17 protein-coding genes and 1 pseudogene are annotated in these 23,759 nt (G+C 70.9%); 6 read left to right on the top strand and 12 right to left on the bottom strand.

Annotated elements, in window-relative coordinates; genetic code table 11:
• Positions 1-5 precede the first annotated feature (5 nt).
• The 9 genes and pseudogenes from ACF1B9_RS22965 to ACF1B9_RS22925 all read right to left on the bottom strand — a co-directional run bounded on the left by ACF1B9_RS22965 (position 6) and on the right by ACF1B9_RS22925 (position 11,552).
• Positions 6-665, bottom strand: coding sequence for a hypothetical protein (locus ACF1B9_RS22965; RefSeq protein ID WP_391743392.1), 660 nt, complete (start codon positions 663-665; stop codon positions 6-8).
• 490 nt (positions 666-1,155) lie between these two features.
• Positions 1,156-2,557: pseudogene (locus ACF1B9_RS22960) on the bottom strand (IS1380 family transposase).
• A 1,559-nt stretch (positions 2,558-4,116) separates the two neighbouring features.
• Positions 4,117-4,938 carry a hypothetical protein gene (locus tag ACF1B9_RS22955; RefSeq protein ID WP_391743390.1) on the bottom strand — a complete coding sequence of 274 codons (822 nt, stop codon included), beginning with the start codon at positions 4,936-4,938 and terminating at the stop codon, positions 4,117-4,119.
• Between the two features lie 112 nt (positions 4,939-5,050).
• Positions 5,051-5,404 (bottom strand): monovalent cation/H(+) antiporter subunit G, encoded by a 354-nt coding sequence (mnhG, locus tag ACF1B9_RS22950; protein ID WP_391743388.1) that lies wholly within the window; start codon positions 5,402-5,404, stop codon positions 5,051-5,053.
• On the bottom strand, positions 5,401-5,754 hold the full coding sequence (locus ACF1B9_RS22945; protein WP_391743386.1) for a monovalent cation/H+ antiporter complex subunit F: 354 nt from the start codon (positions 5,752-5,754) through the stop codon (positions 5,401-5,403). The genes mnhG and ACF1B9_RS22945 overlap by 4 nt, the downstream gene beginning before the upstream one ends.
• Positions 5,751-6,377 carry a Na+/H+ antiporter subunit E gene (locus ACF1B9_RS22940; protein ID WP_391743384.1) on the bottom strand — a complete coding sequence of 209 codons (627 nt, stop codon included), beginning with the start codon at positions 6,375-6,377 and terminating at the stop codon, positions 5,751-5,753. The genes ACF1B9_RS22945 and ACF1B9_RS22940 overlap by 4 nt, the downstream gene beginning before the upstream one ends.
• Positions 6,374-8,026 carry a Na+/H+ antiporter subunit D gene (locus ACF1B9_RS22935; protein WP_391743382.1) on the bottom strand — a complete coding sequence of 551 codons (1,653 nt, stop codon included), beginning with the start codon at positions 8,024-8,026 and terminating at the stop codon, positions 6,374-6,376. Before ACF1B9_RS22935 ends, ACF1B9_RS22940 begins: the two co-directional genes overlap by 4 nt.
• Positions 8,023-8,628: a Na(+)/H(+) antiporter subunit C gene (locus ACF1B9_RS22930; RefSeq protein WP_391743381.1), complete on the bottom strand. Its 606-nt coding sequence runs from the start codon at positions 8,626-8,628 to the stop codon at positions 8,023-8,025. The genes ACF1B9_RS22935 and ACF1B9_RS22930 overlap by 4 nt, the downstream gene beginning before the upstream one ends.
• A complete protein-coding gene (locus tag ACF1B9_RS22925; RefSeq protein ID WP_391743380.1) occupies positions 8,625-11,552 on the bottom strand; it encodes a Na+/H+ antiporter subunit A in 2,928 nt (975 codons plus the stop codon). Before ACF1B9_RS22925 ends, ACF1B9_RS22930 begins: the two co-directional genes overlap by 4 nt.
• 525 nt (positions 11,553-12,077) lie before the next feature.
• Between ACF1B9_RS22925 and ACF1B9_RS22920 the strand changes: the two genes are divergently transcribed.
• From ACF1B9_RS22920 to ACF1B9_RS22900, 5 genes are read left to right on the top strand one after another with little or no spacing between them, the layout of a single operon-like run.
• The gene (locus ACF1B9_RS22920; RefSeq protein ID WP_391743379.1) at positions 12,078-14,963 is read left to right on the top strand and encodes a nitrate- and nitrite sensing domain-containing protein; all 2,886 of its coding nucleotides are present in this window, start codon (positions 12,078-12,080) and stop codon (positions 14,961-14,963) included.
• A complete protein-coding gene (locus ACF1B9_RS22915; protein ID WP_391743378.1) occupies positions 14,960-15,397 on the top strand; it encodes a roadblock/LC7 domain-containing protein in 438 nt (145 codons plus the stop codon). The genes ACF1B9_RS22920 and ACF1B9_RS22915 overlap by 4 nt, the downstream gene beginning before the upstream one ends.
• Entirely contained in the window at positions 15,394-15,798 is a 405-nt protein-coding gene (locus ACF1B9_RS22910) for a DUF742 domain-containing protein (protein WP_376273998.1), read from the top strand. The genes ACF1B9_RS22915 and ACF1B9_RS22910 overlap by 4 nt, the downstream gene beginning before the upstream one ends.
• 6 nt (positions 15,799-15,804) lie before the next feature.
• Positions 15,805-16,374: an ATP/GTP-binding protein gene (locus ACF1B9_RS22905; protein WP_391743377.1), complete on the top strand. Its 570-nt coding sequence runs from the start codon at positions 15,805-15,807 to the stop codon at positions 16,372-16,374.
• A 44-nt stretch (positions 16,375-16,418) separates the two neighbouring features.
• A complete protein-coding gene (locus tag ACF1B9_RS22900) occupies positions 16,419-17,543 on the top strand; it encodes an FAD-dependent monooxygenase (RefSeq protein WP_391743376.1) in 1,125 nt (374 codons plus the stop codon).
• Positions 17,544-17,596: 53 nt separating this feature from the next.
• On the opposite strand, the gene ACF1B9_RS22895 is transcribed toward ACF1B9_RS22900, so the two are convergent.
• Positions 17,597-17,998: a RidA family protein gene (locus tag ACF1B9_RS22895; RefSeq protein ID WP_391743375.1), complete on the bottom strand. Its 402-nt coding sequence runs from the start codon at positions 17,996-17,998 to the stop codon at positions 17,597-17,599.
• Positions 17,995-19,122 carry an acyl-CoA dehydrogenase family protein gene (locus tag ACF1B9_RS22890; protein ID WP_391743374.1) on the bottom strand — a complete coding sequence of 376 codons (1,128 nt, stop codon included), beginning with the start codon at positions 19,120-19,122 and terminating at the stop codon, positions 17,995-17,997. Before ACF1B9_RS22890 ends, ACF1B9_RS22895 begins: the two co-directional genes overlap by 4 nt.
• Before the next feature lie 128 nt (positions 19,123-19,250).
• Between ACF1B9_RS22890 and ACF1B9_RS22885 the strand changes: the two genes are divergently transcribed.
• Positions 19,251-20,852, top strand: a complete 1,602-nt coding sequence (locus ACF1B9_RS22885; RefSeq protein WP_391743373.1) for an AMP-binding protein — start codon at positions 19,251-19,253, stop codon at positions 20,850-20,852.
• 548 nt (positions 20,853-21,400) lie between these two features.
• On the opposite strand, the gene ACF1B9_RS22880 is transcribed toward ACF1B9_RS22885, so the two are convergent.
• A complete protein-coding gene (locus tag ACF1B9_RS22880; RefSeq protein ID WP_391743371.1) occupies positions 21,401-23,758 on the bottom strand; it encodes a bifunctional salicylyl-CoA 5-hydroxylase/oxidoreductase in 2,358 nt (785 codons plus the stop codon).
• Between the last annotated feature and the right edge of the window lies 1 nt (position 23,759).

The following is a 23,759-nucleotide window of genomic DNA, read 5'->3' as shown; positions in this document are numbered from 1 at the left end:
GACGATCAGCGGAAATCGACGGGGATGTCGATCTCGCCTGGCCCATCTTCGTACGACGGTTCGACTCCGTCCATTTCGAGGGCGGGGAGAGGGATGCGCCGCTTCCACCTTGTGACGTAACCGTTCGCGACCTCGCCGGGTAGCGACAGCTCGTTGTGGATGTGGACCTTCTCGCCGACCTCGGCTCGATATGAGACCAGGAACCAGACCTGGAGCTGGTCGATCTCCTCGGCACTCAGGACGATCTCATCGCGGCGCACGGGGCGAGGGAAGAGTTCGAGCTGGTCGTTTGCGGCGGCAGCTCGCGCCGTGGCAGCACCGCGCTTGCGCAGGTTCCGAGGGAGGTTCGTACGTTCGCCCGTCGCCGCGTCTCCGACCATGACACCTATGGCGATGGTCTTCGCCGGGTTGCAGACCACCTCCAGGTGGTCGTGCAACAGCCGCTTCCAGCCCTCGTGCTGGATATGCATCTCGCGAATGATCCGAACGTGCTCCTGGTAGGCGCGAGTGCCGGCCGTGTTGGCCGGGTGGTTCGGGGTCGCGGAGCGGCGGGCGATCTCCCCCGCCCGCAAGGCCGGGTGCAGGTATTCCAGCTTGGTGCCGAGGGTTGCAAGCTGCGCACCATGGTCATCAGGCTCGGGCGCAGCGACGGAAAGGACTGTCATTCAGCCTCCGGGGCGGTAGACACGACGAGCTCTTATAAGAACGCTACCGCATGCGCGGTTCCATCCTTATAAGCGGCGCACCACAAGTCCGCGTTACACAAGGCAACTTGACCTTCCCCGCCACGGAACCCACATCGTCAGCTTGACCTTTCGTCCCGCCAGCACACGACGGACGACTGCCGCTGGAACCAACGCAACGGGGCGCCGATGGCTACGTCTTCAGTCGTGACCAACGCCCCGGCGACTGGCACCGCCCTCGATCACGTCGGCGACCGCCGCACGCACCTTCCGCTACCCGCCCTGCGCACAGCCGGCGTCAACGGAGACCTAAGCCTCGATCCACCGACGTGTTCTGAAGATGATCTTTTGATCGTTGTGCGAGCTGGTTTCGGTCGGTGGTCGTGGATGGGCAGGTTGTTTCTGCTGGTCTGCCCAGCTTTTCCACGGGTTCGGTTCCGGTCGGGCCCTGGCGGGCGGGTTATCAGGGGGTTCAGGCCGGTGCGGGTGGGTCGTGGACGGTGTCGAAGAGGTGTGTCCAGGCTTGCTGCCAGGGCCAGTTGTAGGGCAGGTGCAGGGTGATACGTCGTGCGGATCGCGCGATCCGGGCCGGGACCTGGACCAGGTGGGTGCGGAGGGTGGCGGTGGTGGCCTTGGTGTGGAAGGGCGAGGCCAGGGAACCTGCGGCCCGCAGCAGGTTGTAGGTCATCGCCCACAGGGTGAGCCAGGCCGCGTTGGCGTGGAAGTGCCCGGACGGCAGATGGGCCAGGGCACCGGCCGGCCTTGCTGTCCGCGATCACCTGCTCGACCACCGCATGGTGCCGGTGTTCCCGTTCGGCCCGCAGCGTTGCGGCAGGCTGATCGGTGAAGAAGGGGTGGTATCGCCAGACGGGAAACAGCTCGCCCTGCTCGCCCACGACGGCGGGTTTGGCCAGGTCACGGACCCGGCGCACGATCAGCCGCGCGGTGACCCGCTCCGCTTTCTTCCGGCTCGCGAACGCGGTGTATTGGGGTATCTCGGCGACTTCGGCGTCCGAGATGAGTTCACCGGTGGCGGGGTCGGGCACCGCGGTCGGGTAACTGATCTGCTGCCAGGCATCGTGGGGAATGCTGTGGACGGCCCGCTTGATGGAGGGGTTCATCCCGGTCGTGATCGAGAAGTGGGCTCCGGCCCGGCGACAGGCGGCGATCACCCCGGCGTTGTAGAACTGCGAGTCGGCCCGCAGGATCCGGGTCCCGGTGCAGCCGGCCTCGACAGCGGTGGCCAGGGCCTCGCTCACGAACTTCGGGGCGCCCCGGGAGTCTGCTGCCTTGCCGCGTCGCATCCGGACCCCGGCGATCACCGGCTGCGCGTGCGGGGTGCAGACCGTGGCGATCAGGGGGTGCAGGGTACGGATGCCCTTGAACCGGCCGTACTCCGCGCCCTGCTTGGCGCTCCCGTAAACGCGTTTGTGGGTGGAATCGACATCGATGAACGCCATCGTGCCGGCGCCGGGCAGCAGCGGGGTGTGGGCGGCCAGTTCGCCGAGGAACCTGCGGTGGACGGCGCGGAGCTGGAGTGCGTGGCCGTGGGTGAACGAACGGAGGAAGGTGCCCAGCGTGGACGGGGCACGGACCCCTCGGAACAGCGTCGCCATCGCCCCGTGCCGCAGCACGCGGAGGTCGTCGATACTGTCCGCGCCCGCCGCCATGCCGGCCACGATGCTGCTGACCTTGGCGTCCGCCGACGCACCCGCGCCGTTCGTCGTCCCAGTCAGCTTCACCTTCGCAGACACCAAGTCCGACAGCCCACACCGTTCGGCCAGCCGCATCACCGGTACCAGCCCGGCATGCGCAACCAGGTTCGGGTCATCGAACACAGCGGACACCGCACGTGACGGCGTGGAAGAATGCATCCCGGAGATGCACCTCCGAACTGGTTGAGTGGAAGCCTAGAGAACTCCTATTTTCCCAGGTCAGAGTGCATCTCCACTTTCATGTCCAGGCACTGGACGAACCATCACCCGGTGGATCGAGGCTAAGGCTGGTTCCGGCCATGCGGGGACCGAGTCGCGATTCCGATACGACAGTCGCCACGTATCGCCGATACGTTCGAGGAACAAGCTCACTTCCCGCACTTCACAATCGCCCGTCCAAAAATCGCTGGCTGCTGGCCACCGGGCGTTCACAGTCGTCGAGTTGGCCGTCCTGGATTGTCAGTGCCGGTCGCTACCGTCGAGTGTTGAGCCGAGGAACACCCGGCCCCGTCTGCGGGGTACTCCCCCCTTCACCGCCGAGGACCGCTCGTGACCTACGTACGCCCGCACTACCGCCGTGACGGCACCTACGTCAAAGGCCACAACCGTCGCAGCCGACCTCGCACTGCCCAGCCCTATACGGCATCCCGACGCACCAACCCGCGTCCCGTTCCCGTGTTGCGGCCGCGGCCAATTCCCACCGGTCCGACGACCCATGTCCGTCCCTACTACCGCTCAGACGGCACTCGCGTACGCGGGCATCACCGGTCCATCAGCCCTCGCGCCCTCGCCACGGCAGCGGGCACCGGAGGAGGCGGTCTCCTGCTGCTCCTGATACTGCTGGCCTTGGCCGACGGGCCGGGGACAGGCAGCAAGGCACCGGCCGGCACGACACCATCGCACTCGGCATCGGTCTCAGCAACGCACAACCCGTAGGCCAGGCCCACACGGCAGTAGGCCCCGCCAGATCTCACGGGGCCTACTGCCGACCGAGATCAGTCACGATGACGACCCGAACCCAAGCAAGAAGGAGCGCACCAGGAGGTCCTCCCCGCGCAGGCGACGTGGCCCGCAGCCGATGTGCCGCTTCTCGCTGACGTACCCGTTCTCCCCGTTGCAGGCGGGAGTCGTTCGAGGGGCGCACGCTGCCGTTCGTTCACAGGAGACCACCGATGCACGAGACCCGCCCACACCGCCCCCTCACCCTGCATAGAGCCGAAAGAGTGGCCGTCGGCACTGGGAGCCCCCTGGGACATTTCTGGGACTTCCGGCCGCATCAACGGGCATGACCGTGAAACAGCCGAAAGGCCATCAGCGCAGGTCAGCGCTCCAAAGCCACCCATCGCAGCAGGTCACAGCGCCCCCTGGTCTCTTCCGGGACATCTGACGGGTGGGTCCGCCGGGTCCCTTGACCTGCATCCATGCAGGTCGGGGAGGGGCCGGCGGTGTCCCTGGGGAAGTGCGAGGTGGCTGGGGGAGATCTCTCGGGGCGGGGCCTCTGCACATCCCGCGTCACCGGCTCGGAAAGGACCTCGGGAGGCTGACCCCTCGGGAGGCTGACCCCTCGGGTGGCCTCCGCCAGGGTCGTCCCCGAGTGGTTGGCCCGGCCGGGGCTTCACCGCAGGTCGAGCTCCGGAACGTCGGCCCCATTGCCGAGCAGCCCCCACACGCGGGCGAGAGGGAGTCGCGCCCGTTCACCGCGGTGCGGGGCGCTCCGGTCAGCGCTGGTGGCCGACGTCGCGGACGAGGTCCAGGCCGAGGACGCGGTCGAGATGGGCGAAGGTCTCGAACCTGGCGCCGGCCGGCACCTCGGACCGTCCCACCAGATCGGCCAGCAGATCCAGGACGGCGGCGACACCGAGGTCGTCGGCGAGCGCCGCGTGCGACTCCCGCAGCAGTTCGGCGGGGATCGGCCTGGACGGCTCCTGTGCCCAGTCCGCCACCTGTCGACGCCACCGCCGCAGGGTCTGCCGGGCGTCGGCCAGCGCTTCGCCGGTGACCGTCACCGGCGCGTCGTAGGGGCGGCCGAGCAACAGCAGACGTACCGCCAGTGGATCGGCGGCCTCCGGCGCGGACACGTCCGGGAGTTCCGGGGCGAGGAGGCGATCGGGGTCGAGGGCGCCCTCCTCCGGGAGGAGCGTGCCGACCTCCCCCACCTCCATCCGGACCCCGCCCGTGGCGTCGCCGGTGTCGGCGCCCCGGGCGGCCACGTGCACGTCGGCCGGGCCGCCGAGAGCCGCGTCGGGACGATGGGCTCCGACGACCACCGGCGGATGGATGCCGAGCACCGCCATCACACGGTCGAGCGCCTGCTTCTGATCATGCGTCAACTGCGGTGCGGTGAGGACCGTGACGACCTGCAGACCGTTCAGCTCCGCGGTACGCGCCAGTACGTCACCGATCAGCGGCACCCGCAGGTGCACCGGGCCGATCCCGGTACCGACGGCGGCCGGCAGATGGACGCAGCTGCGCAGGAGGCGGCGCGGTGCGGCAGGGACCTCCACGAGGTGACCGGTGCGGGTGTCGGTGATACGGAGCATGATGCGGAGGCTAGTCCGGGGTGCCACCGACACGTGGGACAAACCGGGCGGAGCGGTGGTGTCGCGGAACACGGAGCAGCGGGACGGGGCGGGGCGGCGGGCACGAAAGGTCTCAGTTCTCCTCGGTCAGCTGCTCGTCCAGTTCGTCGAAGAGCAGTTCGCTGTGGTCGATCTGCCCGGTCCGGTAGGCGGATCGCGCCACCAGGTGGGCGGCGACCGGACCGGTCATCATCTGGAAGAAGCCGATCAGCGCGAGGGTGGCGAGATCCATGCCGCTGCGCAGCCGCAGGGCCACCCCGCCGAGCACGAGGAGCATGCCGAGGGTCTGCGGCTTGGTGGCGGCATGGCTGCGGGACAGCACGTCCGGCAGCCTCAGCATCCCGATCACCCCGAGCAGACAGATGGCCGCGCCGACGAAGACCAGTACCGCACCGGCCGTGTCGAGGATCTGGAGCCAGAGCTTCACCGGCCTTCTCCCCCGGTGCCGGCGCGTCCGTCGTCCCTCCCGGTCGCCTCCGTGCCATGCCGCGATGCCGGCCGGTCGCGCACGGCGATGAATCGCGCGATGCCCACCGACCCCGTGAACCCGAGGAAGGCCAGCACCAGCATGATCGGAAAATAGAACGGGTCACGCGCGAAGGCGGACTTGGCGCCGAGGCCCGCGATGATGAGGGCGGCGCACACGTCCAGTGAGATGGCCCGGTCCAGCATGGAGGGGCCCCACCAGATCCGGGCGAGAAGCCCCGCTCCGGCGACGACGATCACCACGACGGCCGCGGTGAGCAGCACCCGGTCGATGGTCTCCGGCACGCTCATGCCCGCTCTCCTCTCTCGTGCCCGACCGATGGAGGCGGTTCGGCGACGCGGGCGATCTCGTCCGGGGTGCCGAAGGCTCGGACGGTCAGCCGTTCGAGCCGCCAGACGGAGCGCCGCGCCGCGTCGAGTGCGGCGGGTCTGTCCGCGTCGAGGACGTGCAGGAAGAGGGTGGCCGTGTAGCGGCGCACCTCGACGATTGATCCGCCGGGGACGTTCGACACGGCGACGGCGGTGGCCGCGAGCATCAGGTCGGATCGGCAGCGCAACGGTACGGCGATGACCGCGGCCCGGTGCGGATGGTCGACGAAGATCTGCCGGGTGACCCGTACGCCCGAGGTGTACATGTCGTAGAGCAGATAGCCGGCGAGCAGCAGGATGCCCCAGGGGTGCAGGCGGAGCCCGAGGTCGACCCGGGGCAGCGGGAAGGCCAGGCAGACGGCCACCGCGACGACCGCGCCGGTCAGTACGTTGGCCCAGTGGAGGCCGGACCAGAGCAGTACCCAGATGAACGTGAGCCAGGCGATCAGCGGGAGGTCCAGGACGCGTCGCCGCCGGCCGCCGAACTCACAGCTGAAGGGCGGCAGGTCCTTGTTCCGGAAGGACACTCTGATGCGGCGTTTCACCGGCCGAGCACCGCCTCGACATAGGGGGTACGTGCGATGAGTTCGGCGGCCGCGCGGTCGGTGTAGGAGGTGAGCGGTCCGCCGAGGACGGTGAAGGCGAGTCCGAGCGCGACGGCCGCCGCGGTGGCCGCGGTCATCAGCCGCGGGAGCTGCGTCGTGGTGGTGACGGCGTGTCCGTGCAGGGTGGCCGCCACCGCGCGCCCGGCGGGCTGATGGCGGGGGCGGACCCCTTCGTCGCCACTGCCGGGGATGTGGTCGGGGCCCTCGTCGACGTCGTCGTCCTCGTCGGAGTCGGACTCCAGGACGGTGCCGGCCGCGGTCTGACCGGGCGGCGCGGCCCGCCAGAACGCCAGGTTCCAGACCTTGGCCGTCACGTACAGGGTGAGGAGGCTGGTCACGGCCGATCCGATGACGAGGATCCACGCCCAGACACCGCCGTTGGCGACACCGGCCCGCATCAGCCCGAGCTTGCCGATGAAACCGGACAGCGGCGGGATGCCGGCCAGGTTCATGGCGGGCACGAAGAACAGGACGGCGAGCAGGGGTGATGCCTTGGCCAGTCCGCCGATCCGGGTGAGTTCGTTGGTGCCGCCCCGGCGCTCGATCAGCCCGGCCACCAGGAAGAGCGTGGTCTGGACGGTGATGTGGTGGGCGACGTACACGATCGCGCCCCCGTACGCGTCCCGGGTGGCGAGGCCGATGCCGAAGACCATGAAGCCGATGTGGCTGATGAGGGTGAAGGAGAGCAGCCGCTTCAGATCGGTCTGGGCGACGGCTCCGAGGATGCCGACCACCATCGAGGCGAGCGCGGCGGCCATCAGCAGGTCGCCGAGCCGGTTTCCCGGGAAGAGCAGGGTCTCCGTACGCAGCATGCAGTAGACACCGACCTTGGTGAGCAGGCCGGCGAAGACCGCGGTGACGGGGGCGGGCGCGGTCGGATAGGAGTCGGGGAGCCAGGCGGCGAGCGGGAAGACGGCGGCCTTGATGGCGAAGACGGTGAGCAGCATCGCCTGGATCAGGGTCTGTACCCCGGGCGGGAGTTCGGCGAGCCGGCCGGCCAGCTGGGCGAAGTTGGCGGTGCCGGTGGCCGCGTACGTCATGGCGATGGCGGTGAGGAACAGCATGGACGAGAACAGCGAGATGATCACGTAGGTGGAGCCCGCGCGGACGCGGGGTCCGGTGCCGCCGAGGGTGAGCAGGACGAAGCTGGCGACCAGCATGATCTCGAAGCCGACATAGAGGTTGACGAGGTCACCGGAGAGGAAGGTGCAGGAGACCCCGGCGACCAGGATCAGGTACGCGGGGTGGAAGACCGCCACGGGTGTCTCCTCGTCCCGGTCCGCCATGCCCTGGCCGAGGGAGTAGATCAGCACGCAGAGCGTGACGGCCGAGGAGACCGACAGCATCAGCCCGGACAGCCGGTCGGCGACCAGCGTGATGCCGAGCGGTGGGGCGAAGTCGCCGAGGTGGACGGTGAGCGGGCCGCGGATGTCGGCGACGACCATCAGCGTGAGGGAGAGTCCGAGCACGGCCGTGAGCACGGCGACGCTGACGAAGCGCTGGACCTGCTTGAGCCGGGTACCGACGGCGAGGCTCAGGCCGGTGGCGCAGAGCGGCAGCAGTACCGGCAGGGGGACGAGTGCGTTCATCCGGTGGCTCCCGGGTCGGCGTCGGCATGGTGGGCCTGCTTCTGTGCGTAGTCCTCGGGGTCCGCGCCCAGTACGTCGTGCCAGAGGTCCCCGGTGGCGTCCCTGCCGCGGGCCTGAAGGGCGCGGTCGGCGCGCAGCCTGGCTCGCAGGCGGCGGCGCTGCTCGCGGTAGCGGGCACGGTCCTCCTCCGTGACGTCGGAGGCGGCCCGGTAGCGCTCGCGCAGTTCGTCCCGCTCCCCCAGCACCTCGGAGCGCAGTGCGATGCGTCGGTCCTCGTCGTCGTCGTGGACCTCGTCGGTGCCGGTGAGCTGGTGACTGCGGTAGGCCATGGCGAGGAGGAACGCCGTGGTGGCGAGGGTGATGACGATCGCGGTGAGCGCGATGGCCTGTGGCAGGGGGTCGGTGACCCGGTGCAGCGGGACGCCGTAGAGCAGCGGTTCCCGGCCGGCCGACCCGGTCGCGGCGAGGACGAGCAGATTGATGCCGTTGCTCGCGATCACCGCGCCGAGCAGGATGCGGGTGAGGGGCCGGGTGAGCATGAGGATGCCGCCGACCGCGCACAGTACCGCGGCGGTTGCCAGGAGCGAGGCGCTGACGGTCATCCGGGTGTGCCTCCCGTCCCGGGTTCCGCTCCGGGTGGGGTGCGGGCGCTCGCCGCGGCGGCCTTTTCGAACGCCGCCCGCTCGATCTGCCGGTCGATCTTGGCGCCGAGCGCGCGCACGATGTCCAGCACCACGCCCAGGACCAGGAGATAGACCCCGAAGTCGAAGAGGATCGGGGTGCCCAGGTGGTATTCACCGATCAGCGGCAGTCGGCCGTGGTGGCTCCAGGCGTGCAGGACCGTTCCCTCGGAGAGGCCGAGCAGGGCGACGCCGGTGGAGATGAACAGCCCGAGTCCGGTGAAGAGTCCGGGCTGCAGGGGTGCGGCCTCGGCGAGTTCGAATCGGCCGCCCGCCAGGTAGCGGGTGATCAGGGCCAGCCCGGCGACGAGCCCGCCGACGAAGCCGCCGCCCGGCATGTTCTCGGCGCAGAACAGCAGATACACGGAGAGGACCAGGACCGGGTGGAACAGCAGCCGGGCCACGACCTCGAAGACGATCGAGCGGTGCTCGGGCGCGAGCGTCGAGCCTGCCGCGAGCCAGCCCCGCTCCGGCGCTCCTTCGTCACCGAGCGGCAGTCCCGTCATCTCGGGCGCCGCCAAGGACCACGCGGTACGTCCCCGGACCTCCTCCCGCAGCGACTCCCCCTCGGTGCGGCGGTGCAGATAGATCAGACTCGTCACGCCGATCGCCGCGGCGGCGAGCACGGCGGACTCCCCCATCGTGTCCCAGGCGCGCAGATCGACCAGGATGGTCGCCACCACGTCCTTGAGGCCGTGGTGGGAAACCTCCTCGACCATGGCCGCGCCGGCCGGTGGTGCCGTACGGGCGGCCGCCGCGACCCACACCACCACGCCGAGCGTCGCCGCCGCGGCCAGCGCCACCGGGATGCGCAGGGCACGCCGCCGGGTGCTGACCGACTCCTGGAAGCGCACCGGCATCCGCCGCAGCACCAGCACGAACACGATCATCGACACGGTCTCGACACAGAACTGGGTGAGCGCCAGGTCCGGGCCGCCCTGGACGACGAAGAGCAGCGCGGCCCCGTATCCGGTCAGTCCCGCCAGGACCACGGCCTTCATGCGGCGACTGACGGTGAGACAGAGCAGGGCGGCCGTGCACGTCAGCACGGCGACGGCGCCCTGCAGCGGGACGTCCCAGGCTCGCGGGACGACGGCACCGCGCCAGGGCTGGTCCACCCCCAGGACGGTCAGCTGACCGACGAGCATGACGAGGAGAGTGGTGGCGAGGTAGACGGAGAGCGAGCCGCGCTGGACGAAGCCGGTGAGCTGGAGGGAGAGCCGCTCAAGGCCGAGCAGCAGGTGTCCGAAGACGCTGTCGGCGGTCGGCCACGCGATCCGTCGGGAGAGCCGGGTCACGGTGGCGCGCCCGGCGAAGAGCACCGCACCACCCGCCAGGGCGACGGCCGAGAGCAGCAGGGCGGTACCGAATCCGTGCCAGAGCGACAGGTGGTACGGATGCGCGGACGGGGGGAACGTGTCGGCGTACGCGCTGAGCAGCCGGTCGACCCGTCCGACGCCCGGTCCGAGCACCAGCCCGCAGACCGCGAGCACGGCGGGCGGCGCCAGGAACGCCGCGCCGACCCGGTGCACGGGGGTGTCCTCGACCCCGGGTTTGCGGGCGAAGGCGCCCCAGACGAACCGTACGGTGTACGCGACGGTCAGCGCGGACCCGGCGGCCGTGACGCCCAGTGCCCAGCGGTCCGCGGTGTCGCCCTGCAGCAGCGCCTCGAACGCGGCCTCCTTGGCGGCGAATCCGAGCAGTGGGGGCAGGGCGGCCATGGACGCCGCGGCGAGCACCGCGACCGTGCAGACGTACGGCAGTGCCCGGCCGACGCCGGAGAGTCTGCGCAGGTCCCGGGTGCCGGCCGCGTGGTCGACGATGCCGGTGACGAGGAACAACGGGGCCTTGAACAGGGCGTGAGAGAGAATCATGACCGCAGCGGCCAGTGCCGTGTCCCGGTTGCCGACCCCGGCGAGCAGGGTGAGGAAGCCGAGCTGACTGACGGTGCCGTAGGCGAGGACCAGCTTGAGGTCGTTGAGGCGCAGCGCGCGCCAGCCGCCGAGCAGCATGGTCGCGGCGCCGAGGACGATCACGACGGGCCGCCAGACCGGCACGTCGGCGAAGGCCGGGGCGAGCCGGGCGACCAGATAGACACCGGCCTTGACCATCGCGGCGGCGTGCAGGTAGGCACTGACGGGGGTGGGCGCGGCCATGGCGTTCGGCAGCCAGAGGCTGAACGGCCAGATCGCCGACTTCGACAGGGCGCCGCACAGGATCAGCACCACCGCGACCGAGACGGCGAGGCTCGCCGCGGGCGGGTCGGCGAGGATGGCGGAGATCCGGTAGGTGCCCGCCGACCGACCGATGATCAGGAAGCCGACGAACATCGCCAGGCCGCCGAGGGTGGTCACGGTGAGGGCCTGGAGCGCGGAGCGGCGGCTGTGCTTCCGCTCGCTGTCGTACCCGATCAGCAGGTACGAGAAGACCGTGGTCAGCTCCCAGAACACATAGAGCGAGATCAGGTCGTCGGCCAGGACCAGGGCGAGCATGGCGCCCGCGAACGCGAGGAGGTTCCCGGCGAAGCCGGCCAGTTGCGGGGTCTGGTCGGTGAAGTACGAGGCGCAGTACAGCAGGACCAGCGTGCCGATTCCGGCCGCGAGCAGCACCATCAGCTCGGCGAGCGCGTCGAGCCGCAGATCGACGGTGACGTCGTACGCGGGCATCCACTGCCACGACCAGGTGACCGAGCCGCCGGACGCGGCGGTGTTCCACTGGGTGGCCGCCCACACGGTTGCGGCGGCCGGTGGCAGCGCGAGCACGACGAAGGCGCGCCTGCCCAGGGCCCGTACCAGCGGGCGCGCACAGGCGGCCAGGACGAAATGGCAGACGATGAGCGCGGTCATACGGGCCCGGAGGGCGTCCCGCGCCTGCCCCGGGAGGGCATCGCGGGCCTGGATGATGCATCACGGGCAAAGGGCACCAAATACAGATATATCCCCGAACGCTCTTCACCCGTACGGCGCGCCGCGCCCGGCCCGGCGCGGTGGGTTCGCCCGTGCCCGCCGCGGGCACGGGACGGCCCTCCCGTGCTCGCCGCGGACACCGGGACGGCCCTCCCGTGCCCACCGCGGACACCGGGACGGCCCTCCCCGTGCCCGCCGGGGACACCGTGGCACGCTCGGCCCCGCTCACCCGCGAACAGTTCCGGGGCAGTGAGCCGCTCGGGCAGCGGTTCCTGAGTGTGACTGCGCACGGACACCGCCCACGTCCCCCGCGACCACCCGGCCCGCCACGCGAACCAGTCCGGAATGGGCGATTCCGGATTTCGAATGGCGGAGATGTGCGTGATCAGTGATGCACTTGTGAGCCCACTTTCTTTTCATTTTTGCAGTGTGACTAATATCCATGTGTCGAAGTTCTCAACGGATTTGACCAGTCGTGAGGCTGGCAACATCGTCAAGGAGCACGCCCTGCGCACGCGCGCCTCACGGCGGACCAAATCGACCACCATGTCGCTGCGGACGGCCCTGCTCGTACTGGCCATCGTTCCCGGCGTCGCTCTGGCCGCCCTCTGGGCCGTCACCAGTGGTCAGACCCTGCTCGACTTCCAACGCCAGGCAGCCCAGGGGAAGTTGGCCCAGAAGGCGGGCCAGCCGTCCAACATCGTGTACTACAACCTGCAGGCGGAGCGCCGGCTCAGCGCCGAGGCGCTCGCCCGGCACGAGGGCGCAACCGACGCGCTGCAGCGGCAGCGGAAGCTGACCGACGACGCGATCAAGAGCTTCCGGTCGCTCTCCGACGTGGCGACCGACGACGCCCCCGGCGAGGTCCGCGACGCGGTCCGCAAGGCGCGCGAGGCGATCAACCAACTGCCCGCCCAGCGCGCCCTCGTCGACGACGGCGGCAAGGACCAGCAGAAGGCCGTGTACGGCTACTACACCGATCTGATCGCGGTCGACCTCGAACTCTTCACGGCGCTCAGCCATGTCGACAACGGCAGGATCACCACGCTCTCGCAGCCGCTCGTCGACCTGTTCTGGACCAAGGAGATGATCTCCCGTTCCGACGCGTTGCTGACCCGCGGCTGGTCCAGGGGGAAGCTGAGCGGCGAGGACCTGCGGCAGGTCAGGGAGGCGGTTTCCGGTCAGGCGCTCCAGTACTCCACCAAGGTCGTTCCCTATCTGCCGTCGGACGAGAAGGCCATGTGGGAGGAGATCACCCACAGCCCGGCCTGGAAGACCAAGACACGGGTGGAGAACGAGGTACTGCGTCCGGCCGATGCCGACGCCGCGGGCTTCGTCCGTGTCGGCGCCGAGGAGAAGACCTGGCGCGGCGCGATGGACGAACTCGATCCGCAGATCGAGAAGCTGCTGGAGCACCGCACCGCCCTCGTGGTCGAGGAGGGCAAGGGCAGCGTGATGTCGCTGCTGTTCAAGATGGTCCTGACCACGGTGGTCGGTCTGGTCGCCGTGATCGCGGTCATCTGGACCACCTGGCGCCTCACCCGTAACCTCCGCCGCCGGATCGGCAGCCTGCAGGAACGCGCCGAGGAGCTGGAGAGGGCCCTGCCCGATGTCGTCGAACGGCTGGGCCGGGGAGAGCGCATCGATGTCGAGTCCGAGGCCCGCGCCATCGAGCACGACAACGGGGACGGCGGGTCCGACGAGCTGAGCCGGCTCGGCGACGCACTCAATCTGGCACGTACGAGTGCCCTGGCGGCTGCGGTCCGACAGGCCGACCAGCACCGGGGTTTCGAGCGGCTGCTCCAGCGCATCGCGCGCCGCACCCAGCAGTTGATCGGCCAGCAGCTGAAGAAGCTGGACGAGCTGGAGCGCAAGCACGAGGACCCCGAGGTGCTGGACGGCCTCTTCGACCTCGACCACCTCACCGCCCGACTGCGGCGGTACGAGGAGAACCTGGTGATCCTCGCGGGCGGTTCCCCGCACCGGCGCTGGCGCAAGCCGGTCCCGCTGCTGGACGTGATGCGTTCCGCCCAGGGCGAGGTGCAGGACTACCGGCGTGTGGTGCTGGACCTCGACGGCAGCCCCTGGCTGTCGGAGCGGGCCGTCGGCCCCGTCTCCCACGTGCTCGCCGAGCTCATCGAGAACGCGCTCAGCTTCTCCCGCCCACCGAGCCCGGTCGAGGTCAGGGCCGCCAAGGTGAGCCGTGGTCTGGCCATCGAGGTCGAGGACCGGGGCCTGGGAATGGAGGAGGACCAGCTGGCCGCGGCCAACGAGCTGATGGTCCGGCCGCCCCGCATGGACGTGCTCGCCCACTCCGACGACATCCGGCTCGGCCTGTATGTCATCGCGAGGCTCGCGGACCAGCACAACCTGCGGGTGGAATTCCGTTCCTCGGCGTACGGCGGCACCCGGGTGGTCGTGCTCGTCCCCGACGAACTCACCGTTCCCGAAGCGCACTCCGGTCCGGTCGGCGTACCGTCCCCGGCGCCCGACGCCCCCGCAGCCGCGCCCGCCGCCACGACGGCCGCCGGTGAGCCGCTGCCCACCCGCGTCCAGGGTCAGGCACTGGCCGGGGTCACCGCGCTGAACACGGCGGGCGCTCCCCGCGCCACCGCCGAACAGCCGTACACCGTGGCCGAGCAGCCGTACCAGCCGGCGGAGAACGCGTTCCCGGTCGGCCGGGAACAGCCCGGCCCGGCACCGGAGAACACGGTCCCGGTGCAGCACGAGCCGTACGGGACGCCCACGGGCCCGTACGCCGCACCGGCCGTGCCGTACGGCACGCACGAGGCCCCGTACGACACGGCGGAGCAGCCGTACATGACGGCCGCCGGCCAGTACCCCGTGGACCGGCCGTCGTACCCGGCGCCCGAGGAGACGTACACCGCTCCGCCGCAGGAGCCGTACGCCACTGCGTACCCCTCCGGGGCCGGGGCGGGCGGTCCCGGTCTCCCGATCCCGGGGCCGCGGCACTCCGACAGCGCGCGCCCCGCGCAGCTGCCGGTCTCCGTGCCGGACCACCCGGCGCCGCCGGAGCCGGAAGCCATCCGCCAGGAGAACGGATCCGCACTGCCCGTCCTGCCCGCGCCCGGAGCGGAACCCCCGCTGCCACGCCGGGTGCGGCAGGCCAGCCTGGTGGACGAACTGCGGGTCGCCCCGGCCACCCGGACCGCCGAGCCCGGTCCGCCGAGCCCGAACGGGAACGCGCCGCTGCGACCGGCCCCGCACCGGGCCGGAGCCGCGATCGGAGCGTTCCAGCGCCGGTCCCGTGCCGCCCGGGCGAGCGACGAGACGCCCACGCGGCCGGCACCGCCCGCCACCCCCCTCCCCACGAGAGAAGAACGGTCATGACACGCACAACCGCCACCCACCAGGATCTCGACTGGCTGCTCGACGGCCTGGTCGACTCGGTGGCCGAGACCCTGAACGCCGTGCTGCTCTCCGACGACGGTCTGGTGGTGAGCCACTCGCGCACCATCGACCGTGCCGACGCCGAGCGGCTGGCCGCCATCTGCACCGGTCAGCAGAGCCTCGCCCGCGGTGTCGGGCAGCTCTTCGACGGCGGCGGCGTGCACCAGGTGATCGTCGAGCTGGCGGACCTCTGGCTGTTCATCATCTCGGCCGGCCAGGGCACCCACCTGGCCGTGATCGCCTCCCAGGAGGTGGACGCCGAGATCATGTCGCTCGCCATGCACAACCTGGTGCAGCAGGTCGGCCAGAAGCTCAGCACCCCGGCCCGCGACGACTTCGACGCCTTCGGCACCGGGGGCGGGCAGCGCACGTGACCCCGTACTGGGAGGAGGAGGCCGAGGAGGACGGGGCGGGCACGATGGTGCGCCCGTACACCATCACCCGGGGCCGGACCGCTCCCGAGCGGGACGACTTCAGCCTCATCACCGTGCTGACGACCACACAGGACCCGCGGGACGAGCACGGTGCACCGATCCTGCCGGGGCGGCTCCAGCCGGAGCACCGGCTGATCCTGGAGCGCTGCCGCCGCCCGTCCGCGGTCGCCGAGGTCGCGTCCGGCCTCGGGCTCCCGGTGTCGGTGACCAAGATCCTGCTGGCCGACCTCGTCGCCCAGGGCCTGCTGCTGGCCCGTGCCCCGCTGTCGGTGGCGCGGGCGGCAGGCGGGGCCGACATGGGCCTGCTGGCCGCCGTTCGTGACGGACTCCGGAGACTCTGAACCAACATGACAAGCAGACAGGCGGCGCCCGCCGCCGTCAAGATCCTCGTCGCCGGAGGTTTCGGCGTCGGCAAGACCACCCTGGTGGGCGCGGTCAGTGAGGTCACCCCGCTGCGCACCGAGGAGTATCTGACCCAGGCCAGCGTCGGTGTCGACGACCTGGCCGGTGTCGGCCAGAAGGACACGACCACCGTGGCCCTGGACTTCGGCCGGATCACGGTCAGTCCCGAGCTGGTGGTCTACCTCTTCGGCACCCCCGGCCAGGAACGCTTCTGGTTCATGTGGAACGACCTCGTCAACGGGGCGCTCGGCGGTGTCGTGATCGCCGACACGCGCAGGCTGGAGACGAGCTTCGCCTCGATCGACTTCTACGAGAGCCGGGACATCCCGTTCGTGGTCGCGATCAACTGCTTCCATGGCCACAACACCCGTACGCCGGAGGAGATCAGGGCCGCTCTCGACCTCGATCCCCATGTGCCGCTGCTGATCGGCGACGTCCGCGAGCGGCCGTTCGGCCGGGACGTGCTGCTGGCCCTGGTGGACCATCTGATGAGCCTGCCCGTAGCGGCCGGCTGACCCCCCGTACCCCCCTTACTTTTCTCGCTCTGGAGAGATCTGAGATGGCATCACCTCTGCGCGTCCTGGTTCACGGCGGCGGCATCGGCGGGCTCACGCTCGCCACCGCGCTGGCCCGGCGCGGCCACACCGTCGAGGTCGCCGAGCTCCGCGACGAGCTGGAGGCGCTCGGCGTCGGCATCATCCAGCCGTCCAACGCCCTCCATGTCATGCGGGAGATCGGGGTCCTCGACGACTGCCTCAAGGCGGGCTTCGAGTGGGAGGTCCTGACCATCGCCGACCCGGCCGGCGCCACACTCGCCGAGATACCGCAGCCCCGTATGGGCGACGCCCCCTCCAACAACGGCATCCCGCGTCCCGCCCTGGCCCGGCTGCTGAACGACGCCGCCGGGGCCGTGGTCCGCTTCGGGACCACCATCACCGAGCTGGCCGACGACGGCTCGGGGGTGGACGTCACCCTCTCCGACGGCTCCACGGGCCGCTGGGACCTGGTGGTCGGCTTCGACGGCATCGGTTCGCCGTTGCGCACCCGCCTGTACGGGGACCGCTACACCCCCGAGTACACCGGCTTCGCCAACTGGCGGGTGACCGTGCCCCGGCAGTCCCGGGTAAGGGGAGTCGTGATGGGCACGGCGGGCAAGGAAGCCAAGGCGTTGCTCACCCCGATCACCGAGGAACTGATGTACCTGGGCGCGGTGTTCGCGGAGCAGGAGGACTTCCGGCCGGACCCGGAGCGGGCCCATGAGCAGCTCACGGAGCGGCTGGCGATGTTCTCCGGGCCGGTCGCCGAGGCACTCGCCACCGTCACCGACCCGGCCGCGGTGGTCTACTCGCGGATCTCCCAGGTGACGGTCGAGGAGCCGTGGCACGTGGGCCGGGTCGTGCTGGCCGGTGACGCCGCGCACGCCTCCACGCCGCACATCGCGCAGGGGGCGGCGATGGCCGTCGAGGACGCGCTGGTGCTCGCCGAGTCGCTGGACGCCGAGGCCGACGTGGCCGAGGCCCTCCAAGCGTGGGAGGCCCGCCGCCGCCCGCGCGCCATGTGGGTGCAGGCCATGTCGCGTGCGGTGCTCAAGCAGGAGACGGGCATCGAAACCACGCCCGAGGAGGACGAACTGCTGAAGGTCGGCATTCCGGGCGCGGCGCATGTGCTGGTGAAGCCCTACTGATCCGCGAGAAGCCGACGTGCCGGGCACGGCGTGCCCGGCACGTCCGGCCGCGTTCACGGCAGTACCGCCACCCCGTCGATCTCGACCAGCGCCTGCTCGTCCCAGAGCCTCGCCACCCCGATGACCGCCATCGCCGGATAGTCGCGGCCCGCCAGCCGCCGCCAGATCCGGCCCAGTTCACCGGCCCGGGTCCGGTAGTCGGCCACATCGGTGGCGTACACGGTGACGCGGACCAGGTCCGCCGGGGCGCCGCCCGCCGCACGCAGGGCGGTGATCAGATTGGTGAGCGCCGTCGCGAACTGCTCGGGCAGTCCGTCGCCGACGACTTTGCCGTCCGGGTCGAGGGCGGTCTGCCCTGCTAGGAAGACCAGTTGGCCGCCGGTGGCCGTGACGGCGTGCGAGAAGCCCGTGGGCGGTGAGAGTTCGGCGGGGTTGATGCGGTGGACCGGACTCATGCGGACGCCTCCCGATTCGCGTACAGCTCCTTGGCGATGATCGTGCGCTGAACCTCGCTGGCGCCCTCGTAGATCCGCGGGGCGCGGACTTCCCGGTAGAGGTGCTCCAGGAGGTGGCCGCGGCGCAGGGCACGGGCGCCGTGCAGTTGGACGGCGGTGTCGACGACGTACTGCGCGGTCTCGGTCGCGTACAGCTTCGCCATGGCCGCACGGCGCGGTACGCCGGGCTCGCCCGCGTCGTAGGCCGCGGCGGCCGCGTACACCAGCAGCCGGGCGGCCTCGGTGCGGGTGGCCATCTCGGCGACCTGGTGGGAGACGGCCTGAAGGTCCTTCAGCGGGCCGCCGAACGCGGTGCGTCCGGCGGTGTGCACCACGGTGGCGTCAAGGGCGGCGCGGGCCATGCCGACGGCGAAGGCGCCGACGCTGGGACGGAAGAGATTGAGGGTGTCCATGGCGACCCGGAAGCCCCGGTCCGGTTCGCCGAGCACATCCTCGGGCGTGACCGGGACACCGTCGAACTCCAGGGCCCCGATGGGGTGCGGCGAGAGCATGTCGATGGCGGTGCCGGTCAGCCCGGGGCGGTCGGCGGGCAGCAGGAACGCGGTGACGCCGCGGGAGCCGGCGCCCTGAGTCGTACGGGCGAAGACGGTGTAGAAGTCGGCCTCCGGTGCGTTGGAGATCCAGGCTTTCCGTCCGGTCAGCCGCCATCCGTCGGGGACGGGTTCGGCGTTCAGGGCGAGGGCCGCCGCGTCGGAGCCCGCACCCGGTTCGCTGAGCGCGAAGGCGGCGACGGCGCGGCCGGCCCGCACCTCGGGGAGCCAGCGTTCGCGATGGGCCGGGGTCCCCGCGCGGACCACGGGGTGGGTGCCGAGTCCCTGGAGGGCGAGCGCGGTCTCGGCCTCCGTGCAGCCGCGGGCCAGGGACTCGCGGAGCAGACAGAGGTCGAGGGCGCCGGAGTTCAGCATCCGGTCGAGGAGGCCCGACTCGCCGAGTGCGGTGATCAGGGGGCGGTTGACGTGGCCCGGGTCGCCCTTTTCGGCGAGGGGGCGCAATTGCTGCTCGGCAAGGACTCTCAGCTCCTCGCACCAGGCGGTTTGTGCCGGATCGAGCGAGAATGCCGTCATACCGGCGCCTCTCTTGTCGGTGTCCGAGGCGCCCGGCGGGCGCATCTTGTCTTTCTCGTCTTATCGCGGACCGTTGACTACCGTCACCCAAACGATACGCTCCGGAGGCGACAAGGGGGCGATCCGTCATGGAACCGAAGACCTCAGCGCACCTCGACAGCTTCGCCAGGGAGCACCTGCCACCTCCGGACCAGTGGCCGGAACTGCTCTTCGACCTGCCCGAACTGAACTACCCGGCCCGCCTCAACTGCGCGGTGGAGCTGCTGGACCGTACGGTCGACCGCCTCGGCCCCGAGCGCCCCGCCTTCCGTACTCCCGACGGCGGGGTCTGGAGCTACGGGGAGCTGCGGGAGCGGGTGGACCGGATCGCCCACGTCCTCACGTCGGATCTGGGGGTCGTCCCCGGCAACCGCGTCCTGTTGCGCGGCCCCACCACACCCCACCTGGCCGCCTGCTGGCTCGCGGTGCTGAAGGCGGGCGCGATCGCCGTCACGGTGCTGGACCGGCAGCGGTCCGCCGAGCTCACCACCATCTGCTCGATCGCCCGGGTGAGCCACGCGCTGTGCGACATCCGGGCGATCGACGACCTGGTGAAGGCTCAGGTGCCGGGGCTGCGGATCACGACGTACGGGGGTGACGCCCCGGACGATCTGCTGCGGCTGGCCGAGGCCGAGAGGGGGCCGTACCGTCCGGTGGACACGGCGGCGGATGATGTCGCGCTGATCGCGTTCACCTCGGGCACCACCGGGCGGCCCAAGGGCTGTATGCACTTCCACCGGGACGTGCTCGCCATCGCCGACACGTTCTCGCGCCATGTCCTGCGCCCGACGCCCGACGACGTGTTCACGGGCAGTCCGCCGCTCGGCTTCACCTTCGGGCTCGGCGGTCTGGTGGTCTTCCCGCTGCGGGCCGGTGCCAGTTCCCTGCTGCTCGAACAGTCCGGCCCGGTGCAGCTGTTGCCCGCGCTCGCCGCCCACCGGGTGTCGGTGCTGTTCACCGCGCCGACCGCGTACCGCGTGATGCTCGACCACGTCGACGAGCACGATCTGACCGCGCTGCGGCGCTGTGTCTCGGCCGGCGAGAACCTCCCGGTCGCCACCTGGCGGTCCTGGTACGAGCGGACAGGTCTGCGCATCATCAACGGCATCGGTGCCACCGAACTGCTGCACATCTTCATCTCCGCCGCCGACGACGCGATCCGCCCCGGCACCACCGGAGTTGCCGTGCCCGGCTGGCAGGCCCGGGTGGTGGACGGCGAAGGCCGACAGGTGCCGGACGGCGAGCCCGGACTCCTCGCCGTACGCGGCCCGATCGGCTGCCGCTATCTCGCCGATGAACGCCAGCGGGACTACGTGGCGCACGGCTGGAACATCACCGGTGACACGTATGTGCGCGACCCGGACGGCTACTTCCGTTACGTCGCCCGCGCCGACGACATGATCATTTCCTCCGGCTACAACATCGCGGGCCCCGAGGTCGAGGACGCCCTGCTGCACCACCCCGCGGTGACCGAGGCCGCGGTGGTGGGACGGGCGGACGAGCTGCGCGGCCAGATCGTGGTGGCGTACGTGGTGCTGCGCGAGGGCGCGGAACTGGACGCCGACGAGCTGCGCACGTACATGAAGAGCGAACTGGCCCCGCACAAGTGCCCACGCGTCATCGAGTTCCTGCCCGCACTCCCTCGCACCGCCACCGGGAAGCTGCAGCGTTTTCGGCTGCGGGACGACTGAACCGGAAATGCGCGTGCCTCACTCCACGCACACCCGGCAGGATGAGGCATGACCTGGACCTTCACCGATGACGTCGATGTCTTTCTCGACGCGGCCGGCGCCTCGCTGGCCGCCCGGCCCGTCGAGAACACCCTGGTGCTGACCGTCACCGCGACCCTGCGGCGCAACGGCCCGCACGCCTACGGTGACGCCGACCCGCTGCTGGGCTGGTGGCGCGGGGCGGACGGCGAGGTCGCGGGGACGCTGGTTCAGACCCCGCCGTATCCGCCGGTACTGACAGCCGTCGCCCCGGAGGCGGTCGCTCCGCTCGCCGCCTCGCTCCCCCTGACGGCGGTCAACGCGGACCGGGCCATCGCCGAGGCGCTGGCCGCCACCTGGCCCGGCCACCGGGTCGACCAGGAGCAGCGGCTCTACCGGCTGGGGACGCTGATCCCGGGAGGTGCTGCTCTTCACCGACCTCGCGAACCCGACCAGCAACGGCGTGTACCGGCGCATCGGCTTCCGGAGGGTCTCGGACCGGCTGCTGATCAGTGCGGCGGCGGAGCCCGTCACCCCAGGGTGAGCCGGGGCTTCGGTGCGTCCGTGCGGCCCGTCGGCGGGATGCGGCTGCCGGCGCGGTACGGGAGCGGCCAGGGCGCGCCCGGACCGCTGTACCCCTGCTCGGCCGCCGCGTGCAGCGTCCAGTGCGGGTCGTAGAGATGCGGACGGGCCAGGGCGCAGAGGTCGGCCCGGCCCGCGAGCAGCAGTGAATTGACGTCGTCCCAGGAGGAGATCGCCCCGACCGCGACAACGGGCACGCACAGCGTGTTGCGGATGCGGTCCGCGTACGGGGTCTGGTAGGAGCGGCCGTACTCGGGGTGCTCGTCGGGGACGACCTGACCAGTGGAGACATCGATGGCATCGGCCCCGTGGGCGACGAAGGCGCGGGCGATCTCGACGGCGTCCTCGGCAGTGGTGCCGCCCTCGGCCCAGTCCGTGGCGGAGATGCGGACGGTCATGGGGCGGTCGTCGGGCCAGTCGGCGCGGACCGCGTCGAAGACTTCCAGGGGGAAGCGGAGCCGGTTGCCCAGCGACCCGCCGTACTTGTCGGTGCGGTGGTTGGTGAGGGGCGAGAGGAAGCCGGACAGCAGATAGCCGTGGGCGCAGTGGAGTTCCAGCAGGTCGAAGCCGCAGCGGTCGGCGCGCCGGGCCGCCGCAGCGAACTGTTCGCGTACGGCGTCGAGTCCGGCCCGGTCCAGGGCGTGCGGAACCTGGTTGACGCCGTCGGCGTACGGGATCGGGGAAGCGGCGGTGAGCGGCCAGTTGCCGTGGTCGAGGGGCTGGTCGATGCCCTCCCACATGAGTTTCGTGGAGCCCTTGCGTCCACAGTGGCCGAGCTGGACGCCGATGGCCGTACCGGGGGCGCTCGCATGGACGAAATCGGTGATCCTGGTCCAGGCGGCGGCCTGTTCGGGGGTGTAGAGCCCGGTGCAGCCGGGTGTGATGCGGCCCTCGGCGCTGACGCAGACCATCTCCGTCATGACGAGCCCGGCGCCACCGAGTGCGCGGGCGCCCAGGTGGACGAGGTGGAAGTCGCCGGGGACTCCGTCGACGGCCGAGTACATGTCCATGGCCGAGACGACGACGCGATTGCGGAGTTCGAGGCCGCGCAGCCGCAGCGGGGTGAACATCGGCGGGGTGCCGGGGGCACAGCCGAACTCCTCCTCGACGGCGGCGGTGAAGGAGGCGTCGCGCAGCCGCAGATTGTCGTGGGTGACACGGCGGCTGCGGGTGAGGAGGTTGAAGGCGAACTGGCGGGGTGGCTGGTCGACGTAGGTGCCGAGTTCCTCGAACCAGCGCAGGCTCGCCGCGGCGGCCCGCTGGGTCGATTCGACGACGGGCCGCCGCTCGGTCTCGTAGGCGGACAGCGCGCTCGGCAGATCGGGCTGCTCCTCGATGCAGGCGGCGAGCGCGAGGGCGTCCTCGACGGCGAGTTTGGTGCCGGAGCCGATGGAGAAGTGCGCGGTGTGGGCGGCGTCACCGATCAGGACCGTGTTGCCGTGCGACCAGCGGGCGTTGACGACGGTACGGAAGGTGAGCCAGGAGGAGTTGTTGGAGCGCAGCGGACGGCCGCCGAGCGCCTCGGTGAAGATCTTGGCGCAGCGCAGCGACGAGTGCTCCACGTCGCAGGTGTCGAGTCCGGCGGCGCGCCAGACCTCCTCCCGCATCTCGACGATGACGGTGGAGGCGTCGGCCGAGAAGGGGTAGCCGTGGAGCTGCATCACCCCGTACGCGGTCTCGGCGATCTCGAAACGGAAGGCGTCGAGGGCGAAGTCGGCGGCGAGCCAGATGTATCGGCAGCGGTGGGTGGTGAGACGGGGGCCGAAGGTCTCGGCGTGGGCGGCGCGGGTGAGGCTGTGCACTCCGTCGGCGGCGATCACGAGGTCGTACGCGTCGGCCAGTTCCGCGGCCGGCGGGGCCTCGGTGCGGAAGCGGAGCCGTACGCCGAGGGATGCGCAGCGTTCGTGCAGGATCTCCAGGAGCCGGCGCCTGCCCAGGGCCGCGAAGCCGTGGCCGCCGGAGGTCTGGGTCACGCCGCGGTGGACGATGTCGATGTCGTCCCACCGTACGAATTCCTCCTGGAGCGCCCGGTACACGACGGGGTCGGCGTGTTCGATGCCGCCGAGGGTCTCGTCGGAGAGCACGACGCCGAAGCCGAAGGTGTCGTCGGGTGCGTTGCGCTCCCAGACGGTGATGTCGCGTTCCGGATCGAGGCGCTTGAGCAGGGCCGCGGCGTAGAGCCCACCGGGTCCGCCGCCGATGACCGCGATCCGTTTCACGCCGGTCGGCTTCGTGGGGGAGGGAGGGGCGCCCGGCGCCGTCGCGGCGGTCGGCGCGGAGCCGGTGGCGCTGATGTCGGACGGCATC

It is taken from the genome of Streptomyces sp. NPDC014727, assembly GCF_043083485.1.
Taxonomy (GTDB): domain Bacteria; phylum Actinomycetota; class Actinomycetes; order Streptomycetales; family Streptomycetaceae; genus Streptomyces.
Note: the sequence above shows the minus strand (reverse complement) of the source record. Positions and strands in the feature narration are given on the sequence as shown.